The organism is Rhodococcus sp. NPDC055024 (genome assembly GCF_053608585.1).
In genome coordinates, this window is the sequence record NZ_JBSGVT010000009.1 from 75,208 (window position 1) to 100,423 (window position 25,216).

Annotated in this window: 24 protein-coding genes; 19 read left to right on the forward strand and 5 right to left on the reverse strand. The window is 62.9% G+C overall.

Features of this window, described 5'->3' with window-relative positions; genetic code table 11:
• The first annotated feature begins 215 nt into the window (after positions 1-215).
• From ACWF6P_RS19485 to ACWF6P_RS19525, 9 genes are all read left to right on the forward strand, one after another.
• On the forward strand, positions 216-1,361 hold the full coding sequence (locus ACWF6P_RS19485) for a hypothetical protein (RefSeq protein ID WP_452622265.1): 1,146 nt from the start codon (positions 216-218) through the stop codon (positions 1,359-1,361).
• A 92-nt stretch (positions 1,362-1,453) separates the two neighbouring features.
• The gene (locus ACWF6P_RS19490; RefSeq protein WP_378448116.1) at positions 1,454-2,611 is read left to right on the forward strand and encodes an HpcH/HpaI aldolase/citrate lyase family protein; all 1,158 of its coding nucleotides are present in this window, start codon (positions 1,454-1,456) and stop codon (positions 2,609-2,611) included.
• Positions 2,608-3,897: a phosphoribosyltransferase family protein gene (locus tag ACWF6P_RS19495; RefSeq protein ID WP_452622133.1), complete on the forward strand. Its 1,290-nt coding sequence runs from the start codon at positions 2,608-2,610 to the stop codon at positions 3,895-3,897. Before ACWF6P_RS19490 ends, ACWF6P_RS19495 begins: the two co-directional genes overlap by 4 nt.
• Positions 3,894-5,003, forward strand: coding sequence for a cysteine protease StiP family protein (locus ACWF6P_RS19500; protein WP_378448118.1), 1,110 nt, complete (start codon positions 3,894-3,896; stop codon positions 5,001-5,003). The genes ACWF6P_RS19495 and ACWF6P_RS19500 overlap by 4 nt, the downstream gene beginning before the upstream one ends.
• Entirely contained in the window at positions 5,000-5,857 is an 858-nt protein-coding gene (locus ACWF6P_RS19505) for an HAD family hydrolase (RefSeq protein ID WP_378448119.1), read from the forward strand. Before ACWF6P_RS19500 ends, ACWF6P_RS19505 begins: the two co-directional genes overlap by 4 nt.
• Before the next feature lie 27 nt (positions 5,858-5,884).
• Positions 5,885-7,297: a TerD family protein gene (locus tag ACWF6P_RS19510; protein ID WP_452622134.1), complete on the forward strand. Its 1,413-nt coding sequence runs from the start codon at positions 5,885-5,887 to the stop codon at positions 7,295-7,297.
• A gap of 159 nt (positions 7,298-7,456) precedes the next feature.
• Positions 7,457-8,350: an SGNH/GDSL hydrolase family protein gene (locus ACWF6P_RS19515; protein ID WP_452622135.1), complete on the forward strand. Its 894-nt coding sequence runs from the start codon at positions 7,457-7,459 to the stop codon at positions 8,348-8,350.
• A 40-nt stretch (positions 8,351-8,390) separates the two neighbouring features.
• Positions 8,391-9,947 (forward strand): TerD family protein, encoded by a 1,557-nt coding sequence (locus ACWF6P_RS19520; protein ID WP_452622136.1) that lies wholly within the window; start codon positions 8,391-8,393, stop codon positions 9,945-9,947.
• A gap of 84 nt (positions 9,948-10,031) precedes the next feature.
• A complete protein-coding gene (locus tag ACWF6P_RS19525; protein WP_003941110.1) occupies positions 10,032-10,487 on the forward strand; it encodes a tellurite resistance TerB family protein in 456 nt (151 codons plus the stop codon).
• Between the two features lie 56 nt (positions 10,488-10,543).
• Here the strand turns inward: ACWF6P_RS19525 and ACWF6P_RS19530 are convergent, their stop codons facing one another.
• A complete protein-coding gene (locus tag ACWF6P_RS19530; RefSeq protein ID WP_452622137.1) occupies positions 10,544-11,065 on the reverse strand; it encodes a 2-oxo-4-hydroxy-4-carboxy-5-ureidoimidazoline decarboxylase in 522 nt (173 codons plus the stop codon).
• A gap of 789 nt (positions 11,066-11,854) precedes the next feature.
• On the opposite strand from ACWF6P_RS19530, the gene ACWF6P_RS19535 reads away from it, so the two are divergent.
• Positions 11,855-12,985, forward strand: a complete 1,131-nt coding sequence (locus ACWF6P_RS19535; RefSeq protein ID WP_452622138.1) for a lipase family protein — start codon at positions 11,855-11,857, stop codon at positions 12,983-12,985.
• 6 nt (positions 12,986-12,991) lie between these two features.
• Here the strand turns inward: ACWF6P_RS19535 and ACWF6P_RS19540 are convergent, their stop codons facing one another.
• From ACWF6P_RS19540 to ACWF6P_RS19555, 4 genes are all read right to left on the reverse strand, one after another.
• Positions 12,992-13,438 (reverse strand): hypothetical protein, encoded by a 447-nt coding sequence (locus ACWF6P_RS19540; RefSeq protein WP_452622139.1) that lies wholly within the window; start codon positions 13,436-13,438, stop codon positions 12,992-12,994.
• 553 nt (positions 13,439-13,991) lie between these two features.
• Positions 13,992-14,540 (reverse strand): AAA family ATPase, encoded by a 549-nt coding sequence (locus ACWF6P_RS19545; protein WP_452622140.1) that lies wholly within the window; start codon positions 14,538-14,540, stop codon positions 13,992-13,994.
• 792 nt (positions 14,541-15,332) lie between these two features.
• Positions 15,333-15,557 carry a hypothetical protein gene (locus ACWF6P_RS19550; RefSeq protein ID WP_452622141.1) on the reverse strand — a complete coding sequence of 75 codons (225 nt, stop codon included), beginning with the start codon at positions 15,555-15,557 and terminating at the stop codon, positions 15,333-15,335.
• A 616-nt stretch (positions 15,558-16,173) separates the two neighbouring features.
• Positions 16,174-17,775, reverse strand: a complete 1,602-nt coding sequence (locus ACWF6P_RS19555) for an ABC transporter substrate-binding protein (RefSeq protein WP_452622142.1) — start codon at positions 17,773-17,775, stop codon at positions 16,174-16,176.
• Between the two features lie 917 nt (positions 17,776-18,692).
• Between ACWF6P_RS19555 and ACWF6P_RS19560 the strand changes: the two genes are divergently transcribed.
• The 9 genes from ACWF6P_RS19560 (at position 18,693) to ACWF6P_RS19600 (ending at position 24,827) form a co-directional block, all read left to right on the forward strand.
• The gene (locus ACWF6P_RS19560; protein WP_452622143.1) at positions 18,693-19,199 is read left to right on the forward strand and encodes an MspA family porin; all 507 of its coding nucleotides are present in this window, start codon (positions 18,693-18,695) and stop codon (positions 19,197-19,199) included.
• A gap of 119 nt (positions 19,200-19,318) precedes the next feature.
• Positions 19,319-19,723 (forward strand): hypothetical protein, encoded by a 405-nt coding sequence (locus ACWF6P_RS19565; protein ID WP_452622144.1) that lies wholly within the window; start codon positions 19,319-19,321, stop codon positions 19,721-19,723.
• Between the two features lie 119 nt (positions 19,724-19,842).
• Positions 19,843-20,247: a hypothetical protein gene (locus tag ACWF6P_RS19570; RefSeq protein ID WP_452622145.1), complete on the forward strand. Its 405-nt coding sequence runs from the start codon at positions 19,843-19,845 to the stop codon at positions 20,245-20,247.
• Positions 20,244-22,430, forward strand: a complete 2,187-nt coding sequence (locus ACWF6P_RS19575; protein WP_452622146.1) for a hypothetical protein — start codon at positions 20,244-20,246, stop codon at positions 22,428-22,430. The genes ACWF6P_RS19570 and ACWF6P_RS19575 overlap by 4 nt, the downstream gene beginning before the upstream one ends.
• On the forward strand, positions 22,430-22,972 hold the full coding sequence (locus tag ACWF6P_RS19580; RefSeq protein WP_452622147.1) for a hypothetical protein: 543 nt from the start codon (positions 22,430-22,432) through the stop codon (positions 22,970-22,972). Before ACWF6P_RS19575 ends, ACWF6P_RS19580 begins: the two co-directional genes overlap by 1 nt.
• 65 nt (positions 22,973-23,037) lie before the next feature.
• The gene (locus tag ACWF6P_RS19585) at positions 23,038-23,316 is read left to right on the forward strand and encodes a zinc-ribbon domain-containing protein (RefSeq protein ID WP_452622148.1); all 279 of its coding nucleotides are present in this window, start codon (positions 23,038-23,040) and stop codon (positions 23,314-23,316) included.
• Between the two features lie 321 nt (positions 23,317-23,637).
• On the forward strand, positions 23,638-24,015 hold the full coding sequence (locus ACWF6P_RS19590; RefSeq protein ID WP_452622149.1) for a hypothetical protein: 378 nt from the start codon (positions 23,638-23,640) through the stop codon (positions 24,013-24,015).
• 25 nt (positions 24,016-24,040) lie between these two features.
• Positions 24,041-24,223 (forward strand): hypothetical protein, encoded by a 183-nt coding sequence (locus ACWF6P_RS19595; protein ID WP_452622150.1) that lies wholly within the window; start codon positions 24,041-24,043, stop codon positions 24,221-24,223.
• A gap of 130 nt (positions 24,224-24,353) precedes the next feature.
• Positions 24,354-24,827, forward strand: a complete 474-nt coding sequence (locus tag ACWF6P_RS19600; protein WP_452622151.1) for a hypothetical protein — start codon at positions 24,354-24,356, stop codon at positions 24,825-24,827.
• Positions 24,828-25,216: the final 389 nt, after the last annotated feature.

The following is a 25,216-nucleotide window of genomic DNA, read 5'->3' on the forward strand; positions in this document are numbered from 1 at the left end:
GGCCCACTACGACGCGAAGTCGTCTTGGGAGTGTGTTTACCTCCACCACCCTAACCGCAGTTCCGGTGTGTTCGCCGTAACAGCAGAATTACGAACCGAGAAGCGAAGTGCTGGACCCGTAGGATTCAATCGTGGTGGGAAGATGGTCGGAGCGCTTCAATCGGGGGGCAAGAGTGGGGGAGTCGGTCAGTCGTGCGCGGGAGGCGCAGACGGCCATGGTTTCGGCGTTCCTCGACATGGACAAGCGGCAGACAATCGCGTCGGCAGCAGTCGACGCTTCCGCCGAGCTGTACCCCGAGCGAGGGCTGCGCGCGGAGTGGGAACCCGTTCGTGACCGGTGCTATCAGGCAGCGTCGGACTACCTCGACACATCCGAGCGATACGGCAACGATCAGGTACTTCACCAGAACCCGAACGGTGCTCGGGCGGCGTTCGAGAAGTCGGTAGCTGCACTTGTCGAGGCAGCGCAGGGCGTCGACGCCTTCTACAACGGGCATCGTGCGCACCTCGAGCAGGCGACGGTCACGATGTCCGCCATTCCCGTCCTCGGCCAGCAGGCCCGAACCCTGGCGAACGCCGTCCGGGAAAAACTGGCTGCCACCGATCAGCGCTATCGCGAGTACCCGTCGGTGGTGACGGCCTCCGAACACCTCGACGACGCGGTTGCAGCGCTCGACAATGCGCGCTCATCCGGTCGCGCCGACGCAGTCCGCACGCGGGCCGAGAGTGTCCGCGAAGCGGTATCGGCGCTCGAAGAAGCATTGGCAGAAGCCCCGTCGACCCAGCACCGTGCCGAGATGACGATTTCCTCGGTCTCGACCAGGTTGTCGGCAGTGCGCACTCGAGTGGACCGCCTGGATCCGGCGTACTCCGCATTGCTGCGCGAGTTCAACGCCGCGAGTTCCGCTGACCTCGTCGACAACAGCAGTCGCAGCCGAGCACATATCGATCAGGCCGACATCGATCTCAAGGAAGCGAAGCAGTCGCTGGCTGCGGGAAACCCCGAACATGCACTCGCTTTGATGGCCGAAGCCCGCGTGCACCTCGCCGACGCCGAAGCGTGCGCCGATGCCGTGACGGACCGTCTCGCTACTCTGCGTGCAGTTCGGGCAGATCCGAGCCAAAAGGAACGTGAGGTTCGTTTCCGGTTGAAAGACGCCCAGATGTTCGCTGTTAACCAAGGGTTGGTGGCGGAGTGGGGCTCCGTACTCGATGCTCAACTAGCAAGGATCGAGCGAGCGAGTGCGTCACTGTCGGGAACTCATCCGGACTACTGGTCGTATGTATTACAGCTGGACTCGGTATCGACGTTCATCACCGAAGTTGTCGAGAAGATGCGGGCGCGAGCCGGCAAGAACTGAATGGTCGAGCCGATCGGGGGATCGGAGTTGCTCGACGCGTTGTCACAGGGGGTCGTTTCATGGACTTGATTGCGGTTACAGAGAGAAGAGAAATGCAGCACTTTCAACATCTCGAGGATGACGTGCGGGAGCAACTGTTCCTGCATGCGCCTCGATCGTTCGCGGATTCCGACGAGAGGGATCTGCTTGCGATTGCGCTGGGTGCAACTCTCTACGTTCCCGCCACTCGGGCCGGGTTGGCCGACGTCGTGTCCAAGCGTGCGTCCGAGGGCGTCAGCTCGATGGTGCTCGATCTCGAGGACGCTGTCGCCGATCACGAGGTCGAATCGGCGCGCGCAAACGCGGTTGAAGCTCTCGACAAGATCGCGTCCACCGACGCCGTCGGAATGCTGCTGTTCGTTCGGGTCCGCGAAGTCGCGGACATCCACAAGGTCGCTGCATCGTTGACCGAGGGGCGCGCCGCCCTCACCGGGTTCGTCATCCCGAAGTTCGGCAGCGAGTCCGGCCCCGTGTTCCTCGACGCCGTCGCGGATGCGTCAGAGTTGCTGGGTAAGCATCTCTACGCGATGCCGGTGCTCGAATCACCCGCGCTGGTTCATCGCGATACGCGTGATCTCGAATTGCGCACTATCAGTGGGATTCTCGCGCAGCACCGCGATCGAATTCTTGCGGTCCGCATCGGCGCCACCGACATGTGCAGCACCTTCGGCATTCGTCGTGACCGCGATCTGACCATTTACGACGTGCGCGTGGTGGTCGACGTCATCGCCGACATCGTCAACTATCTCGGCCGCGCCGACGGTTCGGGTTTTGTCATCACCGGGCCGGTGTGGGAGTACTTCGCCGATCACGAACGCATGTTCCGGCCGATGCTCCGCGCCACCCCGTTCGAGGAACACGACGCCGTCCGGTTCCGTCAGCATCTCGTCAGCCGCGACCTCGACGGTCTGCTCCGTGAGATCGCGCTGGACCGAGCCAACGGAATCCAGGGCAAGACGGTCATCCACCCGTCGCACGTCGCCGCGGTCAATGCACTGTCCGCGGTCACGCACGAGGAATACCACGATGCCCTCGACATTCTCGGTGCCGACGCCGGTGGAGTTCAGGCGTCCGGCTACCGGAACAAGATGAACGAGATGAAGCCGCATCGCAATTGGGCGCGGCAGACCGCGCTCCGCGCTCACGTGTTCGGTGTGACCAACAAGGGGATCACGTTTGTCGAGTTGCTGACGGCGTTGGTCGATCGATGACAGAGCTTGTCCAGTCCAAGGATGTTCCCTGGGCTACAGCAGAATTCGGCTTGGACCTCGTTCACGGTGATTCGTCACTCGGGCATTCGGTGCCCGATCTGGTGATCCCGGGTCTTCGACGGAATCCGCGCCGCGCGCACCTGCTGGTCTCCACCGTGCTGGGTAAGCACGTGCCCACCGAGCCGTCCGTGGTCATCGGTGCTGCCGACGACCTCGGGGACCTGGTGCGAACCACCCTCGGTGATGGTGTCGACGTCGTTGTTCTCGGGTTTGCCGAAACCGCAACAGGTTTGGGTCACTGCGTCGCGGCTCGCCTGCACGCTCACTGCTACCTGCACTCCACGCGCCGAGACGTACCCGGTGCTACTACGCTCGCCGGGTTCGAGGAGGGGCACTCGCACGCCACGAGTCATTTGATGCAGCCCACGTCCGCCGAACTGTTCGAGAACGACCTGCCGCTGGTCCTCGTCGACGACGAGATCTCCACCGGCGCCACCGCGATCGACGCCATCCGGGCGCTGCATGGGCAATGCCCACGCAGCCGCTACGTCGTGGCCTCGTTGGTGGACATGAGAACCGAGGAGCACCGCGCCGTCAGTGAGGCGGCAGCCGCGGAGTTGGGTGTGCGGATCGATTACGTCTCTCTCGCTTCGGGTTCGACGGTCCTGCCCGACGGCCTGACCGAGCGTGTCACGGCTCTGGATGCTCCGGACCTCAATCCGATCGGTGACCGACGCGGCACACTGTCCCGCCTGGATCTGCCGTGGCCGGCACATGTTCCCGACGGTGGCCGGCACGGATTTCTCGACGTCGACACCGAGGCATTCGAGTCCGCAATCGAGGCAGTAGTGTCCATCCTCGGGTCATCGATCGACCCGTCGCGTGCTGTGATCGTGATCGGTCACGAAGAGTTGATGTACCTGCCACTGTGCATCGCTGCGGGCTTGGAAAGCTCTGGGCGAGCAGTTCGGTACCAGACCACAACTCGCTCACCCGCGTACGTCGTCGACGTGCCGGGATACCCGCTGCGGCGCGGGTTCACCTTTCCGGCACCGGAACTGGGTGAGAACGAGCCTCGATACGTCTACAACGCGCAGTGGCCTGATGTGGCGGTCGACGCCCTTGCGCTGCTGGTCATCGACGAGCCCGCCGACACCGATCGGTTGACGGCGATGGACGGAGTGGTCGAGGTGTTGCGGAACTCCGGCACCGACGTCCTGGTCGCCACCGTTCGCGGGGCCGATCCGTCGGCGCTGCGAGATTTCAGAGCAGGAGAGTCGACATGAACGAACCATTGGTCGGACCCGATTTCGGTTCGTACGCGCCGGGTGAAGTGAAGTGGCTGCTCAAGGATCTCTCGCACGTAGATCTCGAAGCTGATGTTTCCGTGCGCGAGAAGCGCATTCAGTCGGGTGAGGCTCACTATGCCGAGTCTCTTCCCATCGAGTACCAACCCGATCAGGCGTACCGGGATCTGTTCGAGACGGTGCTCGCCGAGAGTGCTCCACGGTTGGCGCGCGCTGTCGGGACCGTGATGGACCTGGTGCTGGCCGAGCGGGGGAGTGACATCACGTTGGTCTCACTTGCCCGGGCCGGGACCCCGATCGGGATTCTGATGCGGCGCTGGGCGCAGCAGACTCGCGGATTGACGCTGCCGCACTACGCGGTGTCCATCGTCCGCGGCAAGGGCATCGATTCCGTCGCGCTTGATTACCTTGCGCACCATCACGACTCGGAGAACGTCGTCTTCGTCGACGGCTGGACCGGCAAGGGCGCCATCGCCCGCGAACTCGACGCAGCGTTGACGGAGTACCACGAGGCGGGCGGAGCGAAGTTCGATTCCGATCTGGCTGTTCTCGCAGACCCCGGCCACTGCGTGCGAACGTACGGCACTCGCGACGACTTCCTGATCGCGTCCGCGTGCCTCAATTCGACGGTGTCGGGCTTGGTCTCACGAACAGTCCTCAACGACACCCTCATCGGGCCTGGCGATTTCCACGGCGCCAAGTTCTACGCAGACCTCGCCGACGTCGACGTCTCCAACAGGTTGCTCGACGTGGTCTCAGCCGAGTTCGACTCCGTCCGTGCCGATGTCGCGGATTCTCTGGCCGCAGTGCTCGATTCCGATCGGACGCCGACCTGGGCAGGCTGGGAGTCGGTGGAGAAGGTGCAGGCCGAATACGGGATCTCGACGGTCAACTTCGTCAAACCCGGTGTCGGAGAAACAACCAGGGTGCTACTGCGCCGGCTTCCCTGGAAGGTTCTGGTGCGCGAACTCGAAGCCCCGGAGCACGCACACATCCGGTTGTTGGCACAGGCCCGTGGGGTCCCGGTCGAGGTCGTCCCGGATCTCGCCTACTCGTGTGTCGGCCTGATCAAGGACATCACGTGAGCCGTGTGGACACCGCGGCGTCCCAGGTCTTGATCGCCACCGATCTGGACCGCACGATGATCTATTCACAGGCCGCGATCGGCGGTGATCCCAGTGGCTCCGATCTGGATTCGGCACCGAGCCCGCTGTGCGTCGAGTACTACAACGGCGGTCCGCTCTCGCACATGAGCGTCGAATCGATCGAATTGCTGACTGCGCTCAGCTCGCGGGTTCCGGTGATTCCGACAACCACCAGGACCATTGCACAGTTCCAGCGGATCGACCTTCCCGGCGGACCGTGGAAGTACGCGATCACGAGCAACGGCGGAAACATCCTCGTAGACGGCGAAGCCGATCTCGAATGGCGAAACGAGATCGACCGTTCGACTCGCAAAGCCGGCGCCGAGTTGCCGCAGGTTCATGCAGAACTGGAATCGCGGATCGACTCGAGCTGGGTCAGCTCCATTCGTGTTGCCGACGATCTGTTTCCGTACCTGGTCGTCGATCTGGCCGTGATGCCGAGTGATTTCGAAACCGAATGGAATCACTGGTGCGTGGCACGAGGCTGGAACGTCTCGCGTCAAGGCCGGAAGATCTACACGATGCCCGACGCGGTCTCGAAGTCACGCGCGCTGGCAGAGGTGCGCCGCAGGCTGGTCGAGTCGGGCGATCTGGATCAGTCAGCCGTCGTGATCTCGGCTGGTGACGGTGCGTTGGACGCGGACATGCTCGAATACTCCGATTTCGCGATCCGGCCGAGGCACGGTGAGCTGGAAGAACTGAATTGGCAACGGCCGACCGTTACTGTGACAGAAAGGTCCGGTATCGCAGCGAGCGCGGAGATCTTGCGGTGGTTCTCTTCCGCGCTCGGGTAATACACGCTCTCTATGAAGGGGATTTAGTTGTCTGTATCGCTTGCCAAAGGGCAGAACGGCCCGCTGGACGTCTCGGATGTAGTTGTGTCGGTTCAGTTGGCTGCAGCCGCTGACCTGTCTGCACTCCTCGTGACGAGCAACGGAAAAGTTCGTTCCGACGCCGACTTCGTCTTCTTCAACCAGCCCACCGGACCCGGTGTGCAGTTGGTGCCCAACCCGGGTGGCATTGCCTCACTCCGAGTCTCACTCGCCGGCGTACCCGCCGATATCGAGCAGGTTCGCGCCGTCATCACGCTCGACGACGCCTCGTCGAACTTCGGGCGCAGCGCTGCACCGACCGCTCGGGTTTCCGACGCGGCCGGGAACGTGTTGTACGAGTACGTGATCGACGGTCTCACCACCGAGTCCATCGTCATCGCACTCGAGGTGTACCGCCGCCAGGGCGCGTGGAAGGTGCGCGCCGTCGGCCAGGGGTACGCAGGTGGATTTGCCGCGCTGGTCACCGATCACGGTGTGTCCGTCGACGATGCGCCCGCGCCGCCGCCGCCCACTCCCGTCGCGGCTCCGGCTCCGATCACACCGCCCTCGTCCGTCGCTCCTACTCCGCCGGCATACAACCAGCCGCCGCAGCAGCAGCCTTCGTACAACGCGCCGCCGGTTCCGCCGGCCCCGCCCGCGTACAACCAGCCGCCCGCCTACAACCAGGGGCCGACGCCGCCGGCCTACCCACCGGCACAGCAACCTGCGTACAACCAGCAGCCTGCGTACAACCAGCAGCCTGCGTACAACCAGGCGCCCCCGGCGCCTCCCGTGCAGAACCAGCCGCCGGCGCAGCAGCCCGAGGTGAGCCTGGTCAAGGGACGCCCCGTCAGCCTGACCAAGGGGCAGAAGGTCACGCTCCGCAAGGAGGGCGGCGTCGCGCTCACCATGATCCAGATGGGTCTGGGTTGGGATCCGATCAAGAAGAGCGGCCTGTTCGGAAGCCGGACGGCCGACGTCGACCTCGACGCTTCTGCTCTCCTCTACGCCGACGGCAATCTCGTCGACGTCTGTTACTACGGTCAGCTGACGTCCAAGGACGGCTCCGTCCGTCACATGGGTGACAACCTGACCGGCGACGGAGACGGAGACGACGAGGTCATGCTCGTCGACCTGCAGCGGGTCCCGGCTCACGTGACCACGGTGATCTTCACCGTGACCTCGTACCGCGGGCACACGTTCGAGCAGGTCTCCAACGCTTTCTGCCGTCTCGTGGACAGCACCACCAACTCCGAGCTCGCCCGATACACGCTCCAGGGCGGCATGGCGTTCACCGGAATGGTGATGGCCAAGGTGTACCGCGCGAACGGTGAATGGAAGCTGCAGGCCATCGGTGAAGGTATCCAGGCCAAGCACGCGGGAGAAGCTGCGCCGCAGCTGGGTCGCTTCCTCACTGCTTGAGTCGAGACTGCATAAGTTCTGACGAATCCGGTTCGGCGGTAGGTGGTTTCGATCGCCGTCCGCCGAACCGGACATCGTTGTCCCTTCTGTGCGTTAACCTCATGCGGCATGTCGAGCCGTCAGTCGAGCGGCCGTGCGCGAGAGGACTTGGCACAGTAGATGATCATTCGAAGGAAACGTCTCGGTCGGGCGGCAGCTGTCGCAGGCGTTGTGCTGGCGCTCGTGAGCACCGGAATCGCGCAGGCTTCGGTGCCGCAGTCGGAAACGCTGTCAGGTGTATCCGGCACCGGGATCAAGTACGTCGCCCTCGGTGACTCCCGCGCCTCCGGCCCAAGGCTGGAACCGATGTACCCCGACGCCTGTTCGCGTTCGTACGAGAACTTCGCGGGCAAGATTTCGCGGGCACTCGAGGTCGCCGAGTTCGCCGACGTCTCCTGCAGTGCGGCCCGCGCCGAGAACATCATCGACACCCCGCAACTGATTCCGAACTACTGGCCGGTCCAACTCGACGCCGTCCACCCGGACACCGACCTGATCACCATCTCGATCGGCGGCAACGATTCCAACAGCATCTTCCTCGGCCCCCTGTGCGTCGCTCCGGGACCAGGAACCGATCGTGGATGTCGATACGACCCGCTCGCGAATTCCGTCGCCCAATCCGGAATCGACCGGGCTGCCAGAGAATTGGATCGCATCCTGACCGCGGTCACGCAACGCGCGCCGAACGCTCGCATCTACCTGATCGGTGAGGGCGGCATGATCTCCTCTCGCGGATGCTGGCCGAACATCCCGTTCTCCGACGCCGACGCAGCCTGGTTCATGGACTACTTCGCGCGCTACAACACGAAGTTCGACGAGGTCGCCCACGCCCACGGTGTTCGTACCGTCGACATTGCGGCGGCGAGCATCGCCGGCGGGCACGACGCATGTGCGAGTGCAGATCAGCGTTGGTTCGAGGGCTTGTTCTCGGAGTCGACGGCGCAGCGCTTGCACTTCACGGACGCCGGGATGACCGCGGTGGCCGATCTAGTGGTGGCGGACCTGCAAGGCTGACTGAGAGAGCCGGGTCATGGCATAGTTCGCTGCTGTGGGTATGACTTTTGTTCCCGGACAGAACGCGCCGCTTCCGGCGCCCGTGGTGACGTTTCGAGCCGAGAGCCAGACGCCGTTCGACGTGTCGGCGCTGGTAGCGGACGCGAACCTGCGGGCATTGACGTCCGCTGACTTCGTTTTCTACAACCAACCGTCCACCGCTGGAGTGCAACTCGACGAGAGTGGCATCCGGGTGGAGCTCGATCGACTTCACCCCGATGCGGCAGCGGTGTTGTGCATCGTGAGCGTGGATCCGGCAGCGACGGCCGCGGGCGTTTTTCGCACGGCGGGGCTCTCCGCCACCCTGAGCGATCAATCCGGTTCGGTCCTGGCCGAATTCGCGATCCCTACCGCAGGTACCGAAACAGCGGTCATCTGCTGGGAGCTGTATCGAAAGTCCGGTGCGTGGAAGATCCGGGCCGTCGGGCAGGGCTATGCGGGTGGTTTGGCGGAACTGATCTCGGTGCACGGCGTCGAGGTGGACGACGAGCCGGCACAACCAGCCCCGACGGCTGCGCCCGCGTGGGACTCCGCGGTGGAGCCGTTGGAGGTGGGCCGCGGCCTCGAGCGTGCGTGGATGATCTTCGAGGACGCCTCGCGATCGGCCGCTTCCTTCGTCTCCAGCAGTGAGTACGCGCTCGCCCGTTTGGACGAAGATCTGACCGCAGCCGTCGCAGATCCGTCGCTGCGGAACTCGGCAGCGGGAGTGGCGGCACGCGACGCCGCACAGAAGCGTCACGACGACCTCGTCTCACTCGCGCGGGACAACCACGCCCGTGACAGCGCCCAGCTTGCACACGAACTCGGCGTGATCGACGGCGTGCTCCCTCGGTCGATGGCGTCGTGGAAGTCGGTGTCGTGGGCGGGTACAACTGATCCGGCCCAGATCACGGCCGTCAGCGACGGAATGCGTCTTGGCGAGCTTTCGGCTCCGGACCGTGGCACGCTCACCGTTCCGTACTGCGTCCCGCTCCCACTGCGTCGGCCGATCTGGGTGGACAGTACGTCGAGCAAAGCAGCGCTCGGTCTGATCAGTGCCGTCACCGTGCGCGTCATGGCCGCAGGCCCGATGCCGCTACTCGACGTCGTCGATCTGACCGGCTCGCTGACGCCACTGACCGATCGACTGGCACCGATGCTCGCGGGGCCGGTCATCACCGCTCACACCGAGATCTCGGCGCGCTTGCGGGCACTGGCCGAGGCCGTCGACATGGGCGAACTCGCGCGAATGAGCGGCGTCGCAGATGGCCCGAGTTCCCTACGACTGTTGATCCTCAGCGATTTCCCGCACCGATACTCCGCCGAAGACGCACAGACCATCATGTTCCTCGCTGAACGCGGGCCGGCAATCGGTTTGTCGATACTGATTGTCGGAGAGGACGAGTCGAACTTCGCAGAAGAATCCGTCGCCGCATTGTCCGAGGGGTGCCAACATCTTTCGGCCGCAGGGCAGACCGAGGTTCACGATCCGTGGACCCGCACGCAATGGCACTTCACCCCGGACGTGCTCGACCCGATCTCCGAGTCGCGAATTCTGGCGGTGTTCGACCCCAGCTAGCGGCCGATGGCGAATTGCCGAGCGCACAGGCAGAGTGGTGGTACGACCACGCGCGGTGTGTGGCGGCAATACTCGAGGAGACTCATGGCATTCTGGGATCAATTGAAGGCTAAGGCTCAGGAGATGAACGGCCAGCTCAAGACAAAGACCAGCCAGTTCCAGAACAAGGAATTCAAGAACGCGAGCATGGCGATGTGCGCGTTGATCGCCGCCGCAGACGGTTCGATCGATCCGTCGGAGCGTCAGAAGACCGCCGCGCTGATCATGAGCAACGAGTCGCTCGCGGTTTTCCCGCCGGACGAGCTGCGTGAGCAGTTCGACTGGTACTGCAGCAAGCTGTCCTCGGACTACGAGTTCGGCAAGGTCGAGGCAACCGCGACCATCGCCAAGCTCAAGTCGAAGCAGGATCAGGCTCGCGCGGTCATCCAGATCGGCATCATCATCGGCGGCGCGGACGGCAACTTCGACGAGCACGAGCGCGGCGTCGTACGCGACATGTGTTTTGCCGTCGGAATCTCTCCGGCAGAATTCGATCTCTGATCGATTCAGGGTATGAAAGCGGGTGCGGCGCGAAAGCGCTGCACCCGCTTTTCTTTTCAGTACTCGGGATAACCGTCCTCGGGCCCGAGCATGCGCTCGACCCTCGTCCGCGTGATCTTGGCGAGCTCGTCGACGCAGACCTTGCGCTCGACGGACCGTTCGTTGGACATGCGCTGGCCGATGTTCTCGAGCAGGTCGTCGGTGTCATGGCCGTGCGAACACCACAGATACCGGAAGCCGAAGTTTCGCTCGTACTCCTCGCCGGCGCGATAGATAGTTGCCATGACGGCGTCGTCCGGAACCCAGATCGAACATTGCTCGAGGTGGGACGGCACGCTGTTCTTGCGCACGCCGACGGGTGGATGGCACTGCAGGGCGCGTTCGACGTCGACGTCCGAGAGGTTGAGAATCGCGTCCTCGGCTCGCGAGAGGATCTCCGCGTGATCGGCGAACGGGCGTCCGTCGCTGACCCATCCGGCCCACGTCAGCGAGCAGCAGCACTCGAACAGTGCGTGAACCGCCTTCTGCCGCGGTAGTTCATTGAAGCGCTCCAACCCGATCGATTGATGTAGCAGCATGTGACCTCCCGGCCCGTTGTGCCTTCAGGCGCGCTCGACATGCCGCACGGTAACCAGATGCGCGGCCACTTCGATAATCCGCCGCTTCACCTGGGAAAGGAAGGTTTGCTCACCGAGTTTTCAGGTTCTTAACGCGGCGTAACGAGCTGACCCACACAACGCAGGAGCCCCGCCGGCGAGGCTCCAGACCGGGACCCCTTGGAGGGAAAAGACCCGATCGTGACTGACTTTCTTCTCTGGCCGGCCCGTATCCAGCTAGGCGCCTTGCTCGCAGCACTCGCTCTCGCGGTTGCGATTGGCGGCGATTTATCCCGCTGGTGAAATCGATTTGATTCGAAGTCGACCCAGTGGCTATCTGGGCAGACTCTCTAATCGCGCGCAATTAGGGAGGCAGTGTCAATCTTCCAAATTCGTGATTTGGCTGTGGAAACTCCAGTTACCGACGTCTCGGTGTGTGCGCAGAGTTCACTCAGAAGTGAGTGTGGCTGCTAGCTGATGTAATCGCTTCCATGTCTCAGCCTTTCGTGCTGGACAAGACTAAACCTAAGCGCACGGCACTCGTTTCAAGAAACCTTCTGCCGATCAGGGACACCTTGTGTGCAACGTAGACCGAATAATTCTCGGCATGCACACGGCTGACCTCGGCTTTAAGTTTCTCGTCGCGCACGGTCCGCTGGCCCCTCGACTACAGGAGCAGCACCCGAAGATAGTCGAACCGGTATACCGGCACCACCGGTTCGCGCAGAATGGTAGTCGGCGTACACGCGGATGAACCCGGGGAGCGGTGCAATGATCCGACGACGGCTCGGCCAAGCATTGATGGTGATCGCGCTCGCCTCCGCGGCCGTTTCGACCGCGCCCGTCCACGCGCAGGAACCGTCGTCAATCACGACGCCGGGCACAGTGACCGCGGCAACTTCCCTGCCGCACTCCTTCTGGATTCCCGGCACCGCCAACGCATCAAAGCTCACGTACTGGTCCACAGGACCGCTGAACCGACCCGCGTTGAGTACAGGCGCGCTCTTCCTGCCCCCCGGCGATCCACCCGAAGGCGGCTGGCCGGTCATCTCGTGGGCTCACGGCACTGTAGGTATTTCCGACCAGTGCGCTCCCACCGTGACCGGGACCGTCGGCAGTCCATACCTCACGAACTGGCTCTCGCAGGGCTACGCGATCGTCGCGACCGACTACGTGGGGCTCGGCACGCCGGGAATCCACGCGTACCTGGACGGACCGTCGGCGGCGCACAGCGTGATCGACATGGTGCGCGCCGCGCGTGCGGTCGAACCGTCGCTCTCACCGCGGTGGGTGGCACTCGGACAGTCTCAGGGCGGTCAGGCCGCGATGGTCACGGCAGCGATCGCGACACGGTACGCACCTGAATTGGACTACCGGGGCGCGGTCGCGACCGGGGCGCCGTCCAATCTGGAGAACCTTGCACCACTCGTGGGGCCGGACTTTCCCCGCTTGCCATTGACCGGCAGTACCGTGTTCGTCTCGTACCTCTTGGCCGGACTCCGGGCGGCGCGACCCGATCTCGACATCGATCGTTACCTGACACCGCGCGGCACGGATGCCCTGGCCAGGGCCGAAACCAACTGCTACCAGGACATGGCATCGGACCTCGGCGACACCGCGATCGGCGATCTGGTGAACCGCCCGCTCGACGATCCCGCGGTGCTGGCTGCTGCTCGCGGCATGCTGGAGATCCCGACGACCGTGTACGACCGGCCCGTCTTCCTCGGGCAGGGGCTGACGGACGAGATGGTGCCGGCACCGCTGGCTTTGAAACTCGCGGCCGAACTCGCCGCCAACCGCCAGCCAGTCACATTCCGCACATTTCCGACCGGTCATATCGAGACGATGCGGGCAGCGCTCCCCGAGAGCCTCTCCTTCGTCCGGAATCTCTTCCAGCCGTAGGTGAATTCATGCGTTTGTCGCATGGCTGGCAGGGGTCCGCTTGCGGCTCGCGATCTCGTCGGAGAGCTGCTGCACGTGGGCGGGGTCCGCGTCCCTGGCAAGGGCGACGTAGTGGTCCATGACGGCCGGCCGGTAGCGCACGGGCAACGTTTGTCCCGGGGCGAGTCGTGTCAGCTCGGTGATCGTGAGGTCTTCGTCTGCGATACCGCGGAACGAGATGCCGTCGAAGGTCTCCACGTCGAACATCAGGACCGCGCGTGGATTGCTGTTGACCTCCCGCCAGTCGACGAGAACGCCGAGCGCAAGCGCCCCCGTACGTAGTTCCGCATTGCGCTTGCGTGCATCACTGCTCATTAGCGGGTTCGGGGCGACGCCAGGAAAGTCGGGCCCGACGCCGAGCGATTCCCGACTCAGGTCAGGCCGGAGCTTCGACATCACATCGTCGAGCGTCATCTTCGAATCGTGGCGCTTCTTCTTCCAACCGAACACTCTGCCCCTCCCTCACAGCGGGGCCGGAATCTCGGCCTGGCGCTTCGCTCTGACCGCGATTGTATGTCGCGGTCATTCCCGATCTCTGTCACATCGTCCCGTCGCGATGGGGTCGCCGCCTGCGGTCGTGGACGGGCTCGGTCAGGGCACCTGTCTCTCGGACGAGTCATAGACCAGGAACCGTTGTCAGTTGGATCATCTACTGCATTCGCCTGCTCGGCGGTCCGGCCACCTGCGGTGTCCACGCGAGGATAAATTCGCTGCGCTCCGCGATGACCTTTCCGCAGCACTGGCAGGCCATGATCGAGCACCACGAGACCACGTCCGAACCGACCTACACGTGGGCAACTTGGATAAAAACTAAGCGCCACAACAAAACCCGACGCCAGTTGGGTTTCGGCCGACTCCCAAGCCGGGCGCTCCGGAGCGAAAACTAGCCGACCTCGATACCACCAAGTTTCACATCCACTGGCGCCCCGATGCCGATCACCAAGACGGTTTCCGGTGGATTGAGCCGCTACTGTGCAAAGAGTCGGAAACGGTCGTCGCGAATGGCCGCTGCCACTTGTTGGGCACTCTGTTCTTCCGCGTCGCCCGACGTGTCCAGGACGTGATCGTCGAGCTCGCCGAGGTCGGAGAACTGATCCCACATCGAGAGGATTGGCCCCTCGTCGATCAAGGCGCTTGGCGCGGTTCGGGCTTGGGCTCGCTTCAGCGTGATGTCGCGCTGCGGCCGGAGCACGATGTAGTGGACCGTCAAGTTCGGGTGCTGTGTCGCGTGAGTTCGGAAGTGAGGGAGCATCCACGGCCCGATGATTCCGTCGATCACCGTGGTGAAGTCGCCGCGAGCATAGGTATAGGCGGCGCCGGCGATCACATCCATGACAGTCTGGTTCTGCGCATCGGACGTGGGGTCGTACGGAGGTATCGCGCCCGAAACGATGCAGTGCCAGAAGTCGTCTGTGTGCAGATGAACGCCTTTGCTGTAACCGCGGGCAAGTTTCGCGGCGAGGGTCGACTTCCCTTCCCCTGGTGGGCCGGTCAGAATGATCACGTGTGCGCTCACGCACCACAACCTATCCCTATCTCGACGGCTGAAGCACCCGATTTTCCCGGCCTGGGTTCAGTATTCTCACCGAACAACGCAGCGATCTCGTGCGAAGCGTCGCCGCCGTCGTGCTCGCGGTTTGGCCGCGAACATTTCGGTCCCAAAATCGCACTCCAAGTTGGCCCGCGCTGGCAGTTCGCCGCCATGCACCCGGATCGTGCGGGTAGTGCAAGCAGGGCTGGGCGGAGGGTTTCGTGGTTGTCGACGCTGTCGAAGTCTCCTATGGCATCTCCGATGGAGATACATCCAACCCTGGGTCAGCATCGCCGGAAAGTCGAGTATGGTCCGGTCATGGGCCGACTCACAGAACTACTCAAGTCCGTAAAATCACTCGGATCGCGCAAAGACACCGCCGCCAAGCAGGAAAAACGCGCACTGGATCGGTGGGAAAACGAAGGCGGTCCTGTCGCAGAGGATCCACGAAAACGCTGACCCCGGACGAGTGCCAGCGCGCCTGGACCGATCAACCCAGCCAGAATGGGCCGCAACGACCTGATCGGCTCCTCAAAGCCGCACCCACACTGACTCCGGTCGGTGGATCGGCGCCGGTAGCGCAGACCTCGACGGCCACAGAAATACAACAGACGTTTTCGACGGCTGAGGTCGGTCGCACTACGTCGTGGGCAGTGACGAATCCCCTTGGTGACCAGTGGCTATGACGACCACCTGAACAACAGCGTCTTCAGGCATCTCGGGGTAGTAGTTGACCCGGAGTTGTCTTGCGAAATTCGTCATGTCGGTGCCGGGTGGCTAGCGGGCTGCTAGCGGCGACAGATGAGCGAGATCGTACGTTTCTACAGCGGTGACCTGTCCTGAAAGGGGGCGGGCGGTCGGGTGATTATCGAAGATGAAAATTGCCGGCCCTTCGTGAATGTCTTCGCGCCAGCGGACGGTGGAAACTTTCGCGCCAGAAACCACTGCCGTGTAATGCTTCTGATGAAAGTGCACGGTTTGAGCAGGAGCGCAGGTCGTCATGTTCGCATTGTCCACTAAGCACGGCCAGCACCAAGGCGGTCCTACCCTCGATGGCGGCGGCCGAAAGCGTGGCCTTCGCGCCCCGCAGGGTCGGTCGGCTTTCCCGGCAGGCATCGCCGCGCAGGGACTGGTCGGTGGAGCGGGGGAATCCTCCTCCGTCTCCAAAGTCACGTCATAGGCGGCCTTCTGAACCTCGGAGTACTTCTGGTGCGAGGGCGCGAGCGTCGAGCACGAGAGCGGAAGCCGCTCGACAACGTGTGGATTTGGTTGTCATCTGGCTCTACCCGCATCTAACCCTTGGGTTCTAGTGCTACGACTCTTGTCATCCGCGGTGCCACGTTCTCACCGGAAACTACGCGGTTAGAGATCGGCACCCGCTGCTGAAGTGACGAAGAGATGGTCGAGTGCCCAGACTTCGATGCCCCCTCCAGTGTGGGTGGAGGGGGCATCGAAGTGACGAAGGTGTCGGAGAGTAGCTAGATCAGTTCCCGGTTCTGAAGAATGAGCTGGACGACAGAGGTCCGGAGCTCGCGCTGGACGTTCAGGGGAGTCGCACCGCTTTCGGTTGTTGGAGTGGAAGTAGTTCTACCGCAAGGAAATTGAGTGAGTAACTCGTTTACTGGAAGAGGCGGAGAGCAGAACCGTTGAGCGTTTTACCGAATGAGAGCCCGGCCTTGTTGAAGTACAGGTTCGTGATCGCGTCGGCAAAGGTCACAGCAGAAGCCGATTTCACGATCTCCGACTCTGCGTCGGCCCAGGCATCACAGGCCGCTTCGCCAGTCAATCCGGAGGCCTTTGTTACTGCTGCGTCGTATGCGGGGTTGCTGATAGACGAGAAGTTCTTACCGGCTGAGGGAACGGGTCCGCTGAAGTATCCGGTGAACGTGCTCGGGAGCGAAGAATTGATCTGGATCCACGCGATGTCCCACGCGGTGTTGTCCTTACCGCTGAGAATGATGTCGATGATCCGGTTCTCGTCGCCACCTGTCACCTCGACGTTTGCACCGAGTTGGGTCCACGCCGACTGCGCGAGTTCGGCTGCTGCATTGCGCGGATCGTCGACACCGTCGTAGACGAGGCGCAGGTTCAGCGGCTTTCCGTCCTTGCTTCGCTTGCCGTCTACGTTGGCGGTCCAACCAGCAGCGTCCAGGGTTGCTTGTGCCGCACTGAGATCGAACTCGGGAAGATTGGCGGTCACAGAGTCGTATGCGCAGGCGCGCGGTTCGACGGCGACGAGACTGGTTGCCCGAATCCCGTTTCCTGCGGTGACGACCTGAGCGAGGTCATCGAGATTGACCGCTTGGATCAGTGCTTTGCGGACGGCGGGATCGCTGGTCGGGTTGGTTGCTGTCTGATTGAAGTACATCTGACCGGCCGACATCGGTCGTTTGATCGAGGTGAAATTGGCGGCCTCGATTCGGCTCTTGTCCGGCCCGTCGATCGGTGCTGCGTGGAGTTCGCCCGACAGAAGCTGGTTCGCGGAAGTGCTGACATTCGGTGCTACTGAGGCGATTACGGTCTTGGGGACGCCTGGTGTGTCGGAGGTGGTGCCGTCGGGCCCCCAGTTGTAGCCCTCGCGGCGCTCGAATGTGTAGTGACTGCCGGCGGCGATTTCGGTGACTTGGAACATGCCGGTGCCGAGCGAGGCTTTGTTCGATGCCGTCGGGTCCTTCACTCCGGCCTCGCACAGGATCGGGAGGCGCCCGACATTAAGGAGCAGGAACGGGCTGGGAGCCGCAGTGTTCACCGTGACGGTACGCGTAGCGGGGTCAGCGGTCGCCGATGCACCGGTAGGGACAACCGAGCCACGCAACCGTGAACCGTTGTCCGGATTGGCGACGAAGTTGATGTTGTCCGCGACGGTCTGGGGGGTCAACGTGGACCCGTCGGTACAGGTCACGCCTTCACGGATGGTGAAGGATGCAGACGTCGGGGTTTCATCCCACTTTTCTGCCAACCACGGTCCGACTTTGCTGGTATCGGGATCCTGGTAAACCAGGGAGTCGTAAGCCAACCGCGAAATCTCGCCGGTAGCAGAGGATGCCGTCATGACCGGGTTGAGTGCGCCTGGATCGGCCTCCAGTGCAAATCGGAAGGTTCCGTCAATGAGGGGGTCACCGCCGCCGGGGCCCGAGGACGTGCCTCCCGAGCCGCAGGCGGACAACACGAGAGCGAGCCCTGCGGCCGCTGCAAGTGTTGGATAGGAGCGGTGTTTCATGGTGCCTCCGTGATGGAGCCGGGGCCCGAGCAAAAAGATGAGGGCGCGGTTAAGTGTCGACCGCTAAATCTTGACGCATGACGTGACGCCCATCTCAGTCGATTCTCACAAGAATCCGGTCGGTTTTTGTCCGTTCCCACGAGAATTGAATCGACAAGTAATTACCTGTCGACAATCGGGCAGCGACCGGTGAAACAGGCGGGTTAAGTCGGTTGCCGCCGCTGCCCTCCGGTAGAAGTGCGAGACAGAGCGATCGATGTCGAAACGAAGATTTCTGCGCGGGCGTGGACCTGGAAACAGCGTCGCATCGCGCCAGCGAATCTTTCGTGTGGAACGAACACAGGGACTTTGGGGCGGGGTGATCCCTCCCTGTCACCATTGAGCGGACCCGCCAACACGACCGGGATCACTATCTGAGGATATGAAACGTACCGGCCGTCGACACCTTCCGGGACCGGGTTGCCGGACAATCACTGAGCCTGAACAAGTAGTCACCGTTTCGTGATCATGAGGCTCGTCACACCCCTCGCGCGAACAAACCGCCTGGTCCGAGTGTTCGGAAAATGTTTACGTAACTTCGAGTACGACTTTCGGCGGACAGATTCGGGCATTGGAGGCTAGTCGGACATATGGACGGTGTTGTAGCGTCCCAGCCAGACCAAACAGTTAAGTTTTGGCAATCGCTCAGGTTGCTGAATCAGCTACGCATCCCCCGGGAGACCGACCATGGCCATCACGTCCCTCGAGACCACTCGCACGCAGGTAAGAAAGCGTCGATTCGGCAAGGCGGTGGGTGCTTATACTGCGGTTTCGTCAGTTTTGATGGCAGGCTCTGTTGCCTTTGCCGGCGGCGCGTCGGCGACCCGACGGCGCTGCCGGACCAGTTTGCTAGTACGGTCACCGACGACGGTTGGACGTTGGATCTGGCGGCTACCAAACTTTCGGCGAACCCGGTCCCGAACCTGGCGACAACAGCGTTCACTCGCGAGGGGTTCGTGTCGGCGAAGGTCACCGGCACCATCTCTGGAGCAGGTGATTCTGCGGTGAAGACGGGCTATGTCGAGCAGGGGTTGCAGATCGGTTGCCAAATCGATGTGTCCTCCGGCCTCGGCGTGGGACTTGGTTTTTCCCTCGGCCCGTCCGTCGGGGTCAGCATTTCGGGGGTTCCGTCGGCGAACGTCGGCGTGAATGCCTCGGTGAACACGAGCATCCAGACCACCATCGCACCGGGCACGATCACCACGATCCCGCTCGGCAAGAAGGACCTCGAGGCTGCGAAGGCGTCGATCACGGCGGAGAACGTGCACGTCAAGGTCGATGCGTGCATGGGCCCGGTCACGATCCGTTCGTACGCGCAGTTCGCGGTGTCGACAGCCGTCTCGGATAACAGTGTGTTCGTGTACTCCGATCCCACCTGGCTCTGATCCAGGACTGTCGTCAACGGCATTCCGCGCCCGCAATCGCCTATCTCGGTTGCCGTGCTGGTCCGCCGTTGGCGCTGTTACCCAACACTTTCCACTTTTCCATCCATCAAAGGAGCATCATGTCTTTGACTCGCACGAAGAAAATCGCAGCCACGACCGCGGCTGCATCACTCGCTGTCGGCGGGATTCTGCTCGCTACCGCCCCGGCCGCAATGGCTGCTCCCGTGATGTTCGAGGGGCCGGTTCCGGCGCAGTACGGTGCACCGGTGGTGCAGGTTCCCCTGGGCCACGCCTTGACCGTGGCGGCCCGCGACAGTGGAATCGTGACGGCACTCTCGAACGCGAACGTCATGATCCCCGTTCCCGGGTGGGAGGCCGTGATCGACGTGTCGGCTGATGTCCTGGCGCGCCGGACGGCAATTGCTGCCCAGTATCCGAACGGGTGCGCCTCATTCCAGTTCTATCTCCCGCCGGCAGGTGGGTGGCTCGCCGGAGCTACCTCGTACGTCAACTGCCCCTGGTAGAGCGCACCCTCTTCCTGTCCACTGCTGCATCTCCTCCCGGTGACCGCCCGTTCTTTTGGTCGGTGTCGGGTATCTCGAGTCCCGCGTTTTTAGTTGGCGGGGAAAGGCATTCACCTCCGATGACCACCTCAGCGAACGCCCCGATGACCTCACCCACCCGCCGCGACGTCACAGCTAAGCCTGCGTTGCCGTACGTGCCGCCAGGAACCATTGCAGCTCCGGCATCGGCGGATGAGGATCTACCCCGCGATGCAGTCGGTGCAGGTGATCAGGGATGGGATCGTGACAGTGAACTGAGTCAGATGTCGAAGGCTGTGATCGCGACTGTGTTCGGGCTCGCGTTGTTGATCGCGGCGTTTGCGGTGATCGGACGCCTCGGAGGGTGGGCCGCCGATTACGGGACGATTCTGGTGTATCTGGCGTTCTTTCTGTGGATGTCGATCGCGGGGCGGGTGTTCTGGTGGGGCGCAGACACACTCATCGCCGAATTTCGGAAGAAGTCGAATACGGGTGATCGCCGGTGAAGCCTGCGCGCCGGTTCGACCGCACCTCACCGACCACGGTGATCTCCACCGTGGTGGTGCTCGCGGCAATGGTGATCGCACTGCTGGCGCTGCTGATCTTCGCCCCGACCTCCTCCGCAGGACCGGCAGAGGACTGCGCCGCGGTGCGGGCACGTGATCATCAGATCTACCTGAACCTGATCGCCTCACTGCCACCCGGTGCCCCCATCCCACCCGAGTACATCAACCCGTGCCTGACCGCTCCCACCACGACCCCGACAGCCGCCCCGACAACAACGGTCGGGCTCCCCGGTGCGCAGGCTCCAGGCGGTGGCCCAAATGTCGGGGCCAATGCTCCGACGAACTTTCCCACCTACAACGGCACCCCCATCGTCCCTGTGCCGACGATCGAGGTTCCGCCCATTACTTCCGAGTCCCCGGCCTCGGAAACTGGTGTCGGTGCATTCCCCAATGCATCGGCATCAGCGGTTCCCTCACCCACACCCACCCCGGGTGAGGGAACCACCACCGATCGTGGTCCCGGACCAGTACCCGCAACGACGTCGAATAGTGTTCCCGCACCGCAAGAATTAACGCCGGTGGTGACGCCCGCCGGTCTCGGTGAAGGCGACGGACGTGACCGCTACCTCGAACTTGTGTTGGTCGGCGCGGCAGGTTTCACTGCCGCCGGTATCGGAGTGCGGGGGAGGCCCGGACCGTTCAGTGCGCGTGAGAGCGGGAAGGTCACTCCGCTACCGCAGACGTCGATGAGCGGTCTCGGATCGGGTGGGATCTTCCGCCCCGGCTACGAGGAATTGACGGTGGTGTGGCCTGGTGGTGCGGAGCAGACGTTCGATCTTCTCAACGGGCCGGAATCACCTCGTGAGTACTACTTCCCGAAGAAGGTTCCCCCAGGTGGTCATATGCGTGTCAACGCAGACGGCTCCGCTGACATCCTCGACGTGAACGGCGCTGTGGTCTCGCATGAGGCTCCGCCGTGGGCGTACGACGCTCTGGGCCGTCCGGTGCCGACATGGTACGAGGTCGCCGACGACGGAACCACCCTGATTCAGCACATCGAACCCGGACCGGATGTGCTGTATCCGATCTTCGCGGACGGCCTCGACGGCGGCACCAACGAGGCCACCGGGCATCAGATCTCTGCGGTCGAACTGCCGAACGGGCAGGAAGCGATCACGGGACAGCCCGGCGGTATCGCGGTGGTGGGCACCCCGGATGACGGGCACTCGGCGTACGTGCCGAACCCGGAGACGATGAAGCCGGATGTCCCGATGACCGTCGATCAAGGTGACGGCACCACCAACAACTACACCAAACCTGGTGATTCGGCCGGTGCAGGGTTGGAGGTCACGAACGTGCCCACCACGCAGGCTCTGGACACGATGGCCGCTGAGCAGGAGCACGCGAACCAGGAGGCCGCGGCCGCGGCCGAGCAGGCGGCCATCGACCGCGAAATACTCGAAGTCGAACGCGAGACAAGTGAACAGGAGGACGAACCGGGTCTGGCGCGGCGGGTATGGGACAACGTCTGGGGTTTCGGCGACGAAGCCCTCGATGTCACCGGCGACGCTGCCGGGGCCTTCGCGCAGGCGATGCTCGACAATCCGGCCGCCGCCGCATCGATTGTCGGTGGAATGATCCTGGCCGGTCTGGGCGGCACGGTGGAGGGCGGGGGCGTCTTGCTCGATGCGACCGGTATCGGACTACCGGCCGGGTTGGCGCTCAACGCTGTTGGTGCCGCGGCGATCGCAGGCGGCGCCGCCTTCGCGGGTGCTGGGATGGCCGAGGTCGCCCCCGACATCGCAACCAACTTCGAGGCCCGCCGCTCCGGGAATGGGACTTCCGGTAATTCGGGCAGTACCCCGAAACCGAGTCCTAGCGCGCAAACCGCACCCAATGGGGAGATGCTAGGCCAGAGCGGAACACAACTACCCGGCAGCAGAACCATGACCGACAAGATTCCACCGAACGGCCCGTACTATCGGATCGATATCGAAAACCCTGCCCCAGGCGTGCGGGCTGGACAGATGCACTTGCAGGATGATCGCGGTGGGAAGTACTACTACAACTTCAACACCCAAGAATTCGAAGGCGCACCCCAGTCTTTGATCAAGAAGATCCAGGGCGACAACGCCTACCAGAACGCGTTGAACAAAGGCGCACGCTTCCTAGGAGTGAACTGATGTTGGTCGAAAGCAAGCCCTGGCCGAGTATGCCTGCCCTCGACCTGGAAGTTCACGCGCCTCGGCTGGTCACGGGGCAGGAGATTCGTGTCATTGGAGTTTCCTTCGGCTCAGAAGGTGATTCCCTTGTCATCGATGCCCTTCTATGTGGTGCGCCCAGAATCTTGTTCAACGTGGCGTCGATGCCGTTGGCAGTGGTGTCCAAGGAATCGGATGGGCATCCGATCGTCTATGGCGTCGACGGAATGCTCCCCGACGGCGGTATCGACGAAATCCCCCCATTGCCGGGGATTCCCGACGGGCCGATGTCCTTGTACCGCGCTGGGCTTGTGTTGGGCGGTGACTTCCGCGTCCAAGCCCAGACCCACCGTGTGGTGGACGGGATCGTGTACTTCTCGCTGCACTGCCGCATCGAGAACGGGGCGCTGGTGAACTACGACGTCGCCTCCGTCGCGGTCGATCTCATCCGCCGCCGTCCCGACGATGCACTCGACATCAACGTCGTCGACACCACCGACGCCGGAGACACCCACGCGCAATAGTCCCAGATTGGCCCCCGAAAACTGTTGCGACGGAGCAATTTCGATGCTCACTTGAGGCGAACGGAATGCTGATTTTCGGAACACGCACGAAAACAACCTTCATCGCGGCGCTGTTCTTCGCCTGCCAGTTGTGCCGGGTCACCGCCGCGCAGCGCCTGCACCGTCGCCGCACCTGGTTCACCCTGTTCATCCTCCCGATCTTCCCGTTCGGACACGGTCAGGGCTTCATGGCCTGCGCACACTGCGGACAAGCCACCGCTCTCGCTCGCCCCGATGCCGAACGATTCGCCGCCGACGCCGCACACTACGAAGCCCAGCGTCTCAACACCGAAACGCTTCGCTGAAATGCCCCACCCGTACATCGCGGTCGACGACGCGGCAGCGGCCCTCCTTTCGTGCACGTGTCGGTAGCTGTAAGTCTGTTTCATATGTGGTGATACGAGTAGTGCGGCAAGATTCTGTCGTGGAGTTATTCGAGATATCAACGGCTGCAATAGAAGAGCCCTCAACTGTTAGATGTGATCTGGCTCTCCGTCAAACCCGTCCAGGTTGCTCTCTGTTTGCCTGATGCTGTTCACTGGAGAGGTGAGAACCCGACAAACCGGGTTTCGGACTTTCGGGTCCAGGCCTGTGCCGGGACCGGACTAGAGAAGAGGAACTTCCCCATGACTCGTATGTACAAAGTTGTTGCTGCTCTGGCTGTCCCGGCGGTTGCGGGGGCTGTGGTTGTTGCCGGCGCCGGTTGCGCGTCCGCTGCGACTCCGATCTCCGGAGACGGGTATGCCGGTGTCATTCTCGATCACCACGAGACTGTGATCGCCGGTCAGGTCAACGCGGGCAATTTGATCAACGCCGCGTTCGGAGACCGCTGGACGGTCGATTTGCCGGACGATTCGATCTGGAATACCGGTGGTTGGACCCCGGTCACCGGTGATCAGTTCGTCGACGAAGCGGCAGCGCACCCCGGAGGTCGTGTCGGGCTTTATCTCATCGACCCCGCGATCAACCTGGGGAACATCTTCTACGGGGTGAGCGCCTGGTAGAGACTTCCGAGCCAGGTTCGTCGCGGTGACCCCGTCCCGCTGTCTCACGATCGTGGGGCTCCTCATCGCAGTCGTCGCGGCAGCGTTACGGTTCGCGGCCCTCGTGATCGACGATCCCGACGATCGCCGACTGGTGACGAACCTTTCCGCCGCAGCAGTGGCGCTCGGTGTCACCCTGTTCGCAGTAGGGACCGTGTGCGGGTGCTGAAGTTGTGTGGCTGTCAGGTTCGTTGTGGCGTTTGATCTTCCACGGTACGGCGGCGGTCAGACCACCTGCGATCGGGCGGTTGCGCCGCCAGCATTGCGAGGTGCTGTGTCAAAGGAGGGGCGAAACAACGATGGCAGAACAGCTTTCGCTCACAAGTGTTCAACGGAGCGTTGTCGGCGATCGGATCACCAAGATCCGACGCGTGCACTACGTTCGCGGAGATACGATCGAGTCGCGGAACGGTCCCGTCGAGGTGACTGTCGGCGACCGAGCGCCTCTTGTTTTCGATGCAGGTCCTGACGGAGAAGAATTGGTGTGCCGAGAAGGCCCGTGGATCGATCCGTTTGCTGATGTCGGTGCTGGCGCAGATCCCGAAAGTGAAGCCGAGAACGCCCGGTACGTAGCCGAATACGGAAAATGGACAGTGTTCGACCCAGGCGAGGGATCTGACGTGTCCGCCCTCGTCGGCCGCAAGATCCAAGCACTTACCGTCGACACCGTGGCGGACGGCAAACCAGTCACTGCACTCTTCGACCTGGGCGGACGCAGTTTAGTGCTGGCGGCAAGGGGAGACGAACTCGTGACCATCGTGTGGAAGCGATGAAACCTCTGCAGGCCCTGATGATCGAATTGTGACACCCAGTACGCCCCCCGGCTACCGACTCTGCGACCCGCAGATCAGCGAACGATTCGACTGAGCTACGACGAGAAAGGAATGAAAATGCCGTCGACATCACTGCGCCGAACCATGACGGACGGACTGACCTTGAGAGCCATCTCGCCTGAGGGGCTGCCAGCATCCGAAAGTGTCACCGCCGCTCTCGTTGTTCGTTCGCTGCAGTTACTTCGCGACATCGACCCGGTCTTCGGTGTCGACCTCTATCAGTCGGTAGGCGACGATCTGGGGCGGGGGGGCGGCCGCGCGCCGGCGGGGGGGCAGGGCGGGGGGGGGGGGGGGGCGGGGCGGCCGGGGGCGCGCGGGGGGGGGCGCGG

Bases quoted from the DNA above. Each gene is read 5' to 3' on its own strand.
- ACWF6P_RS19485 (WP_452622265.1), top strand. From the start codon at position 216: ATGGTTTCGGCGTTCCTCGACATGGACAAGCGGCAGACAATCGCGTCG.
- ACWF6P_RS19490 (WP_378448116.1), top strand. From the start codon at position 1,454: ATGCAGCACTTTCAACATCTCGAGGATGACGTGCGGGAGCAACTGTTC.
- ACWF6P_RS19495 (WP_452622133.1), top strand. From the start codon at position 2,608: ATGACAGAGCTTGTCCAGTCCAAGGATGTTCCCTGGGCTACAGCAGAA.
- ACWF6P_RS19500 (WP_378448118.1), top strand. From the start codon at position 3,894: ATGAACGAACCATTGGTCGGACCCGATTTCGGTTCGTACGCGCCGGGT.
- ACWF6P_RS19515 (WP_452622135.1), top strand. From the start codon at position 7,457: ATGATCATTCGAAGGAAACGTCTCGGTCGGGCGGCAGCTGTCGCAGGC.
- ACWF6P_RS19520 (WP_452622136.1), top strand. From the start codon at position 8,391: ATGACTTTTGTTCCCGGACAGAACGCGCCGCTTCCGGCGCCCGTGGTG.
- ACWF6P_RS19525 (WP_003941110.1), top strand. From the start codon at position 10,032: ATGGCATTCTGGGATCAATTGAAGGCTAAGGCTCAGGAGATGAACGGC.
- ACWF6P_RS19530 (WP_452622137.1), bottom strand. From the start codon at position 11,065: ATGCTGCTACATCAATCGATCGGGTTGGAGCGCTTCAATGAACTACCG.
- ACWF6P_RS19535 (WP_452622138.1), top strand. From the start codon at position 11,855: ATGATCCGACGACGGCTCGGCCAAGCATTGATGGTGATCGCGCTCGCC.
- ACWF6P_RS19540 (WP_452622139.1), bottom strand. From the start codon at position 13,438: ATGACGCTCGACGATGTGATGTCGAAGCTCCGGCCTGACCTGAGTCGG.
- ACWF6P_RS19550 (WP_452622141.1), bottom strand. From the start codon at position 15,557: ATGACGACCTGCGCTCCTGCTCAAACCGTGCACTTTCATCAGAAGCAT.
- ACWF6P_RS19555 (WP_452622142.1), bottom strand. From the start codon at position 17,775: ATGAAACACCGCTCCTATCCAACACTTGCAGCGGCCGCAGGGCTCGCT.
- ACWF6P_RS19565 (WP_452622144.1), top strand. From the start codon at position 19,319: ATGTCTTTGACTCGCACGAAGAAAATCGCAGCCACGACCGCGGCTGCA.
- ACWF6P_RS19570 (WP_452622145.1), top strand. From the start codon at position 19,843: ATGACCACCTCAGCGAACGCCCCGATGACCTCACCCACCCGCCGCGAC.
- ACWF6P_RS19580 (WP_452622147.1), top strand. From the start codon at position 22,430: ATGTTGGTCGAAAGCAAGCCCTGGCCGAGTATGCCTGCCCTCGACCTG.
- ACWF6P_RS19585 (WP_452622148.1), top strand. From the start codon at position 23,038: ATGCTGATTTTCGGAACACGCACGAAAACAACCTTCATCGCGGCGCTG.
- ACWF6P_RS19590 (WP_452622149.1), top strand. From the start codon at position 23,638: ATGACTCGTATGTACAAAGTTGTTGCTGCTCTGGCTGTCCCGGCGGTT.
- ACWF6P_RS19600 (WP_452622151.1), top strand. From the start codon at position 24,354: ATGGCAGAACAGCTTTCGCTCACAAGTGTTCAACGGAGCGTTGTCGGC.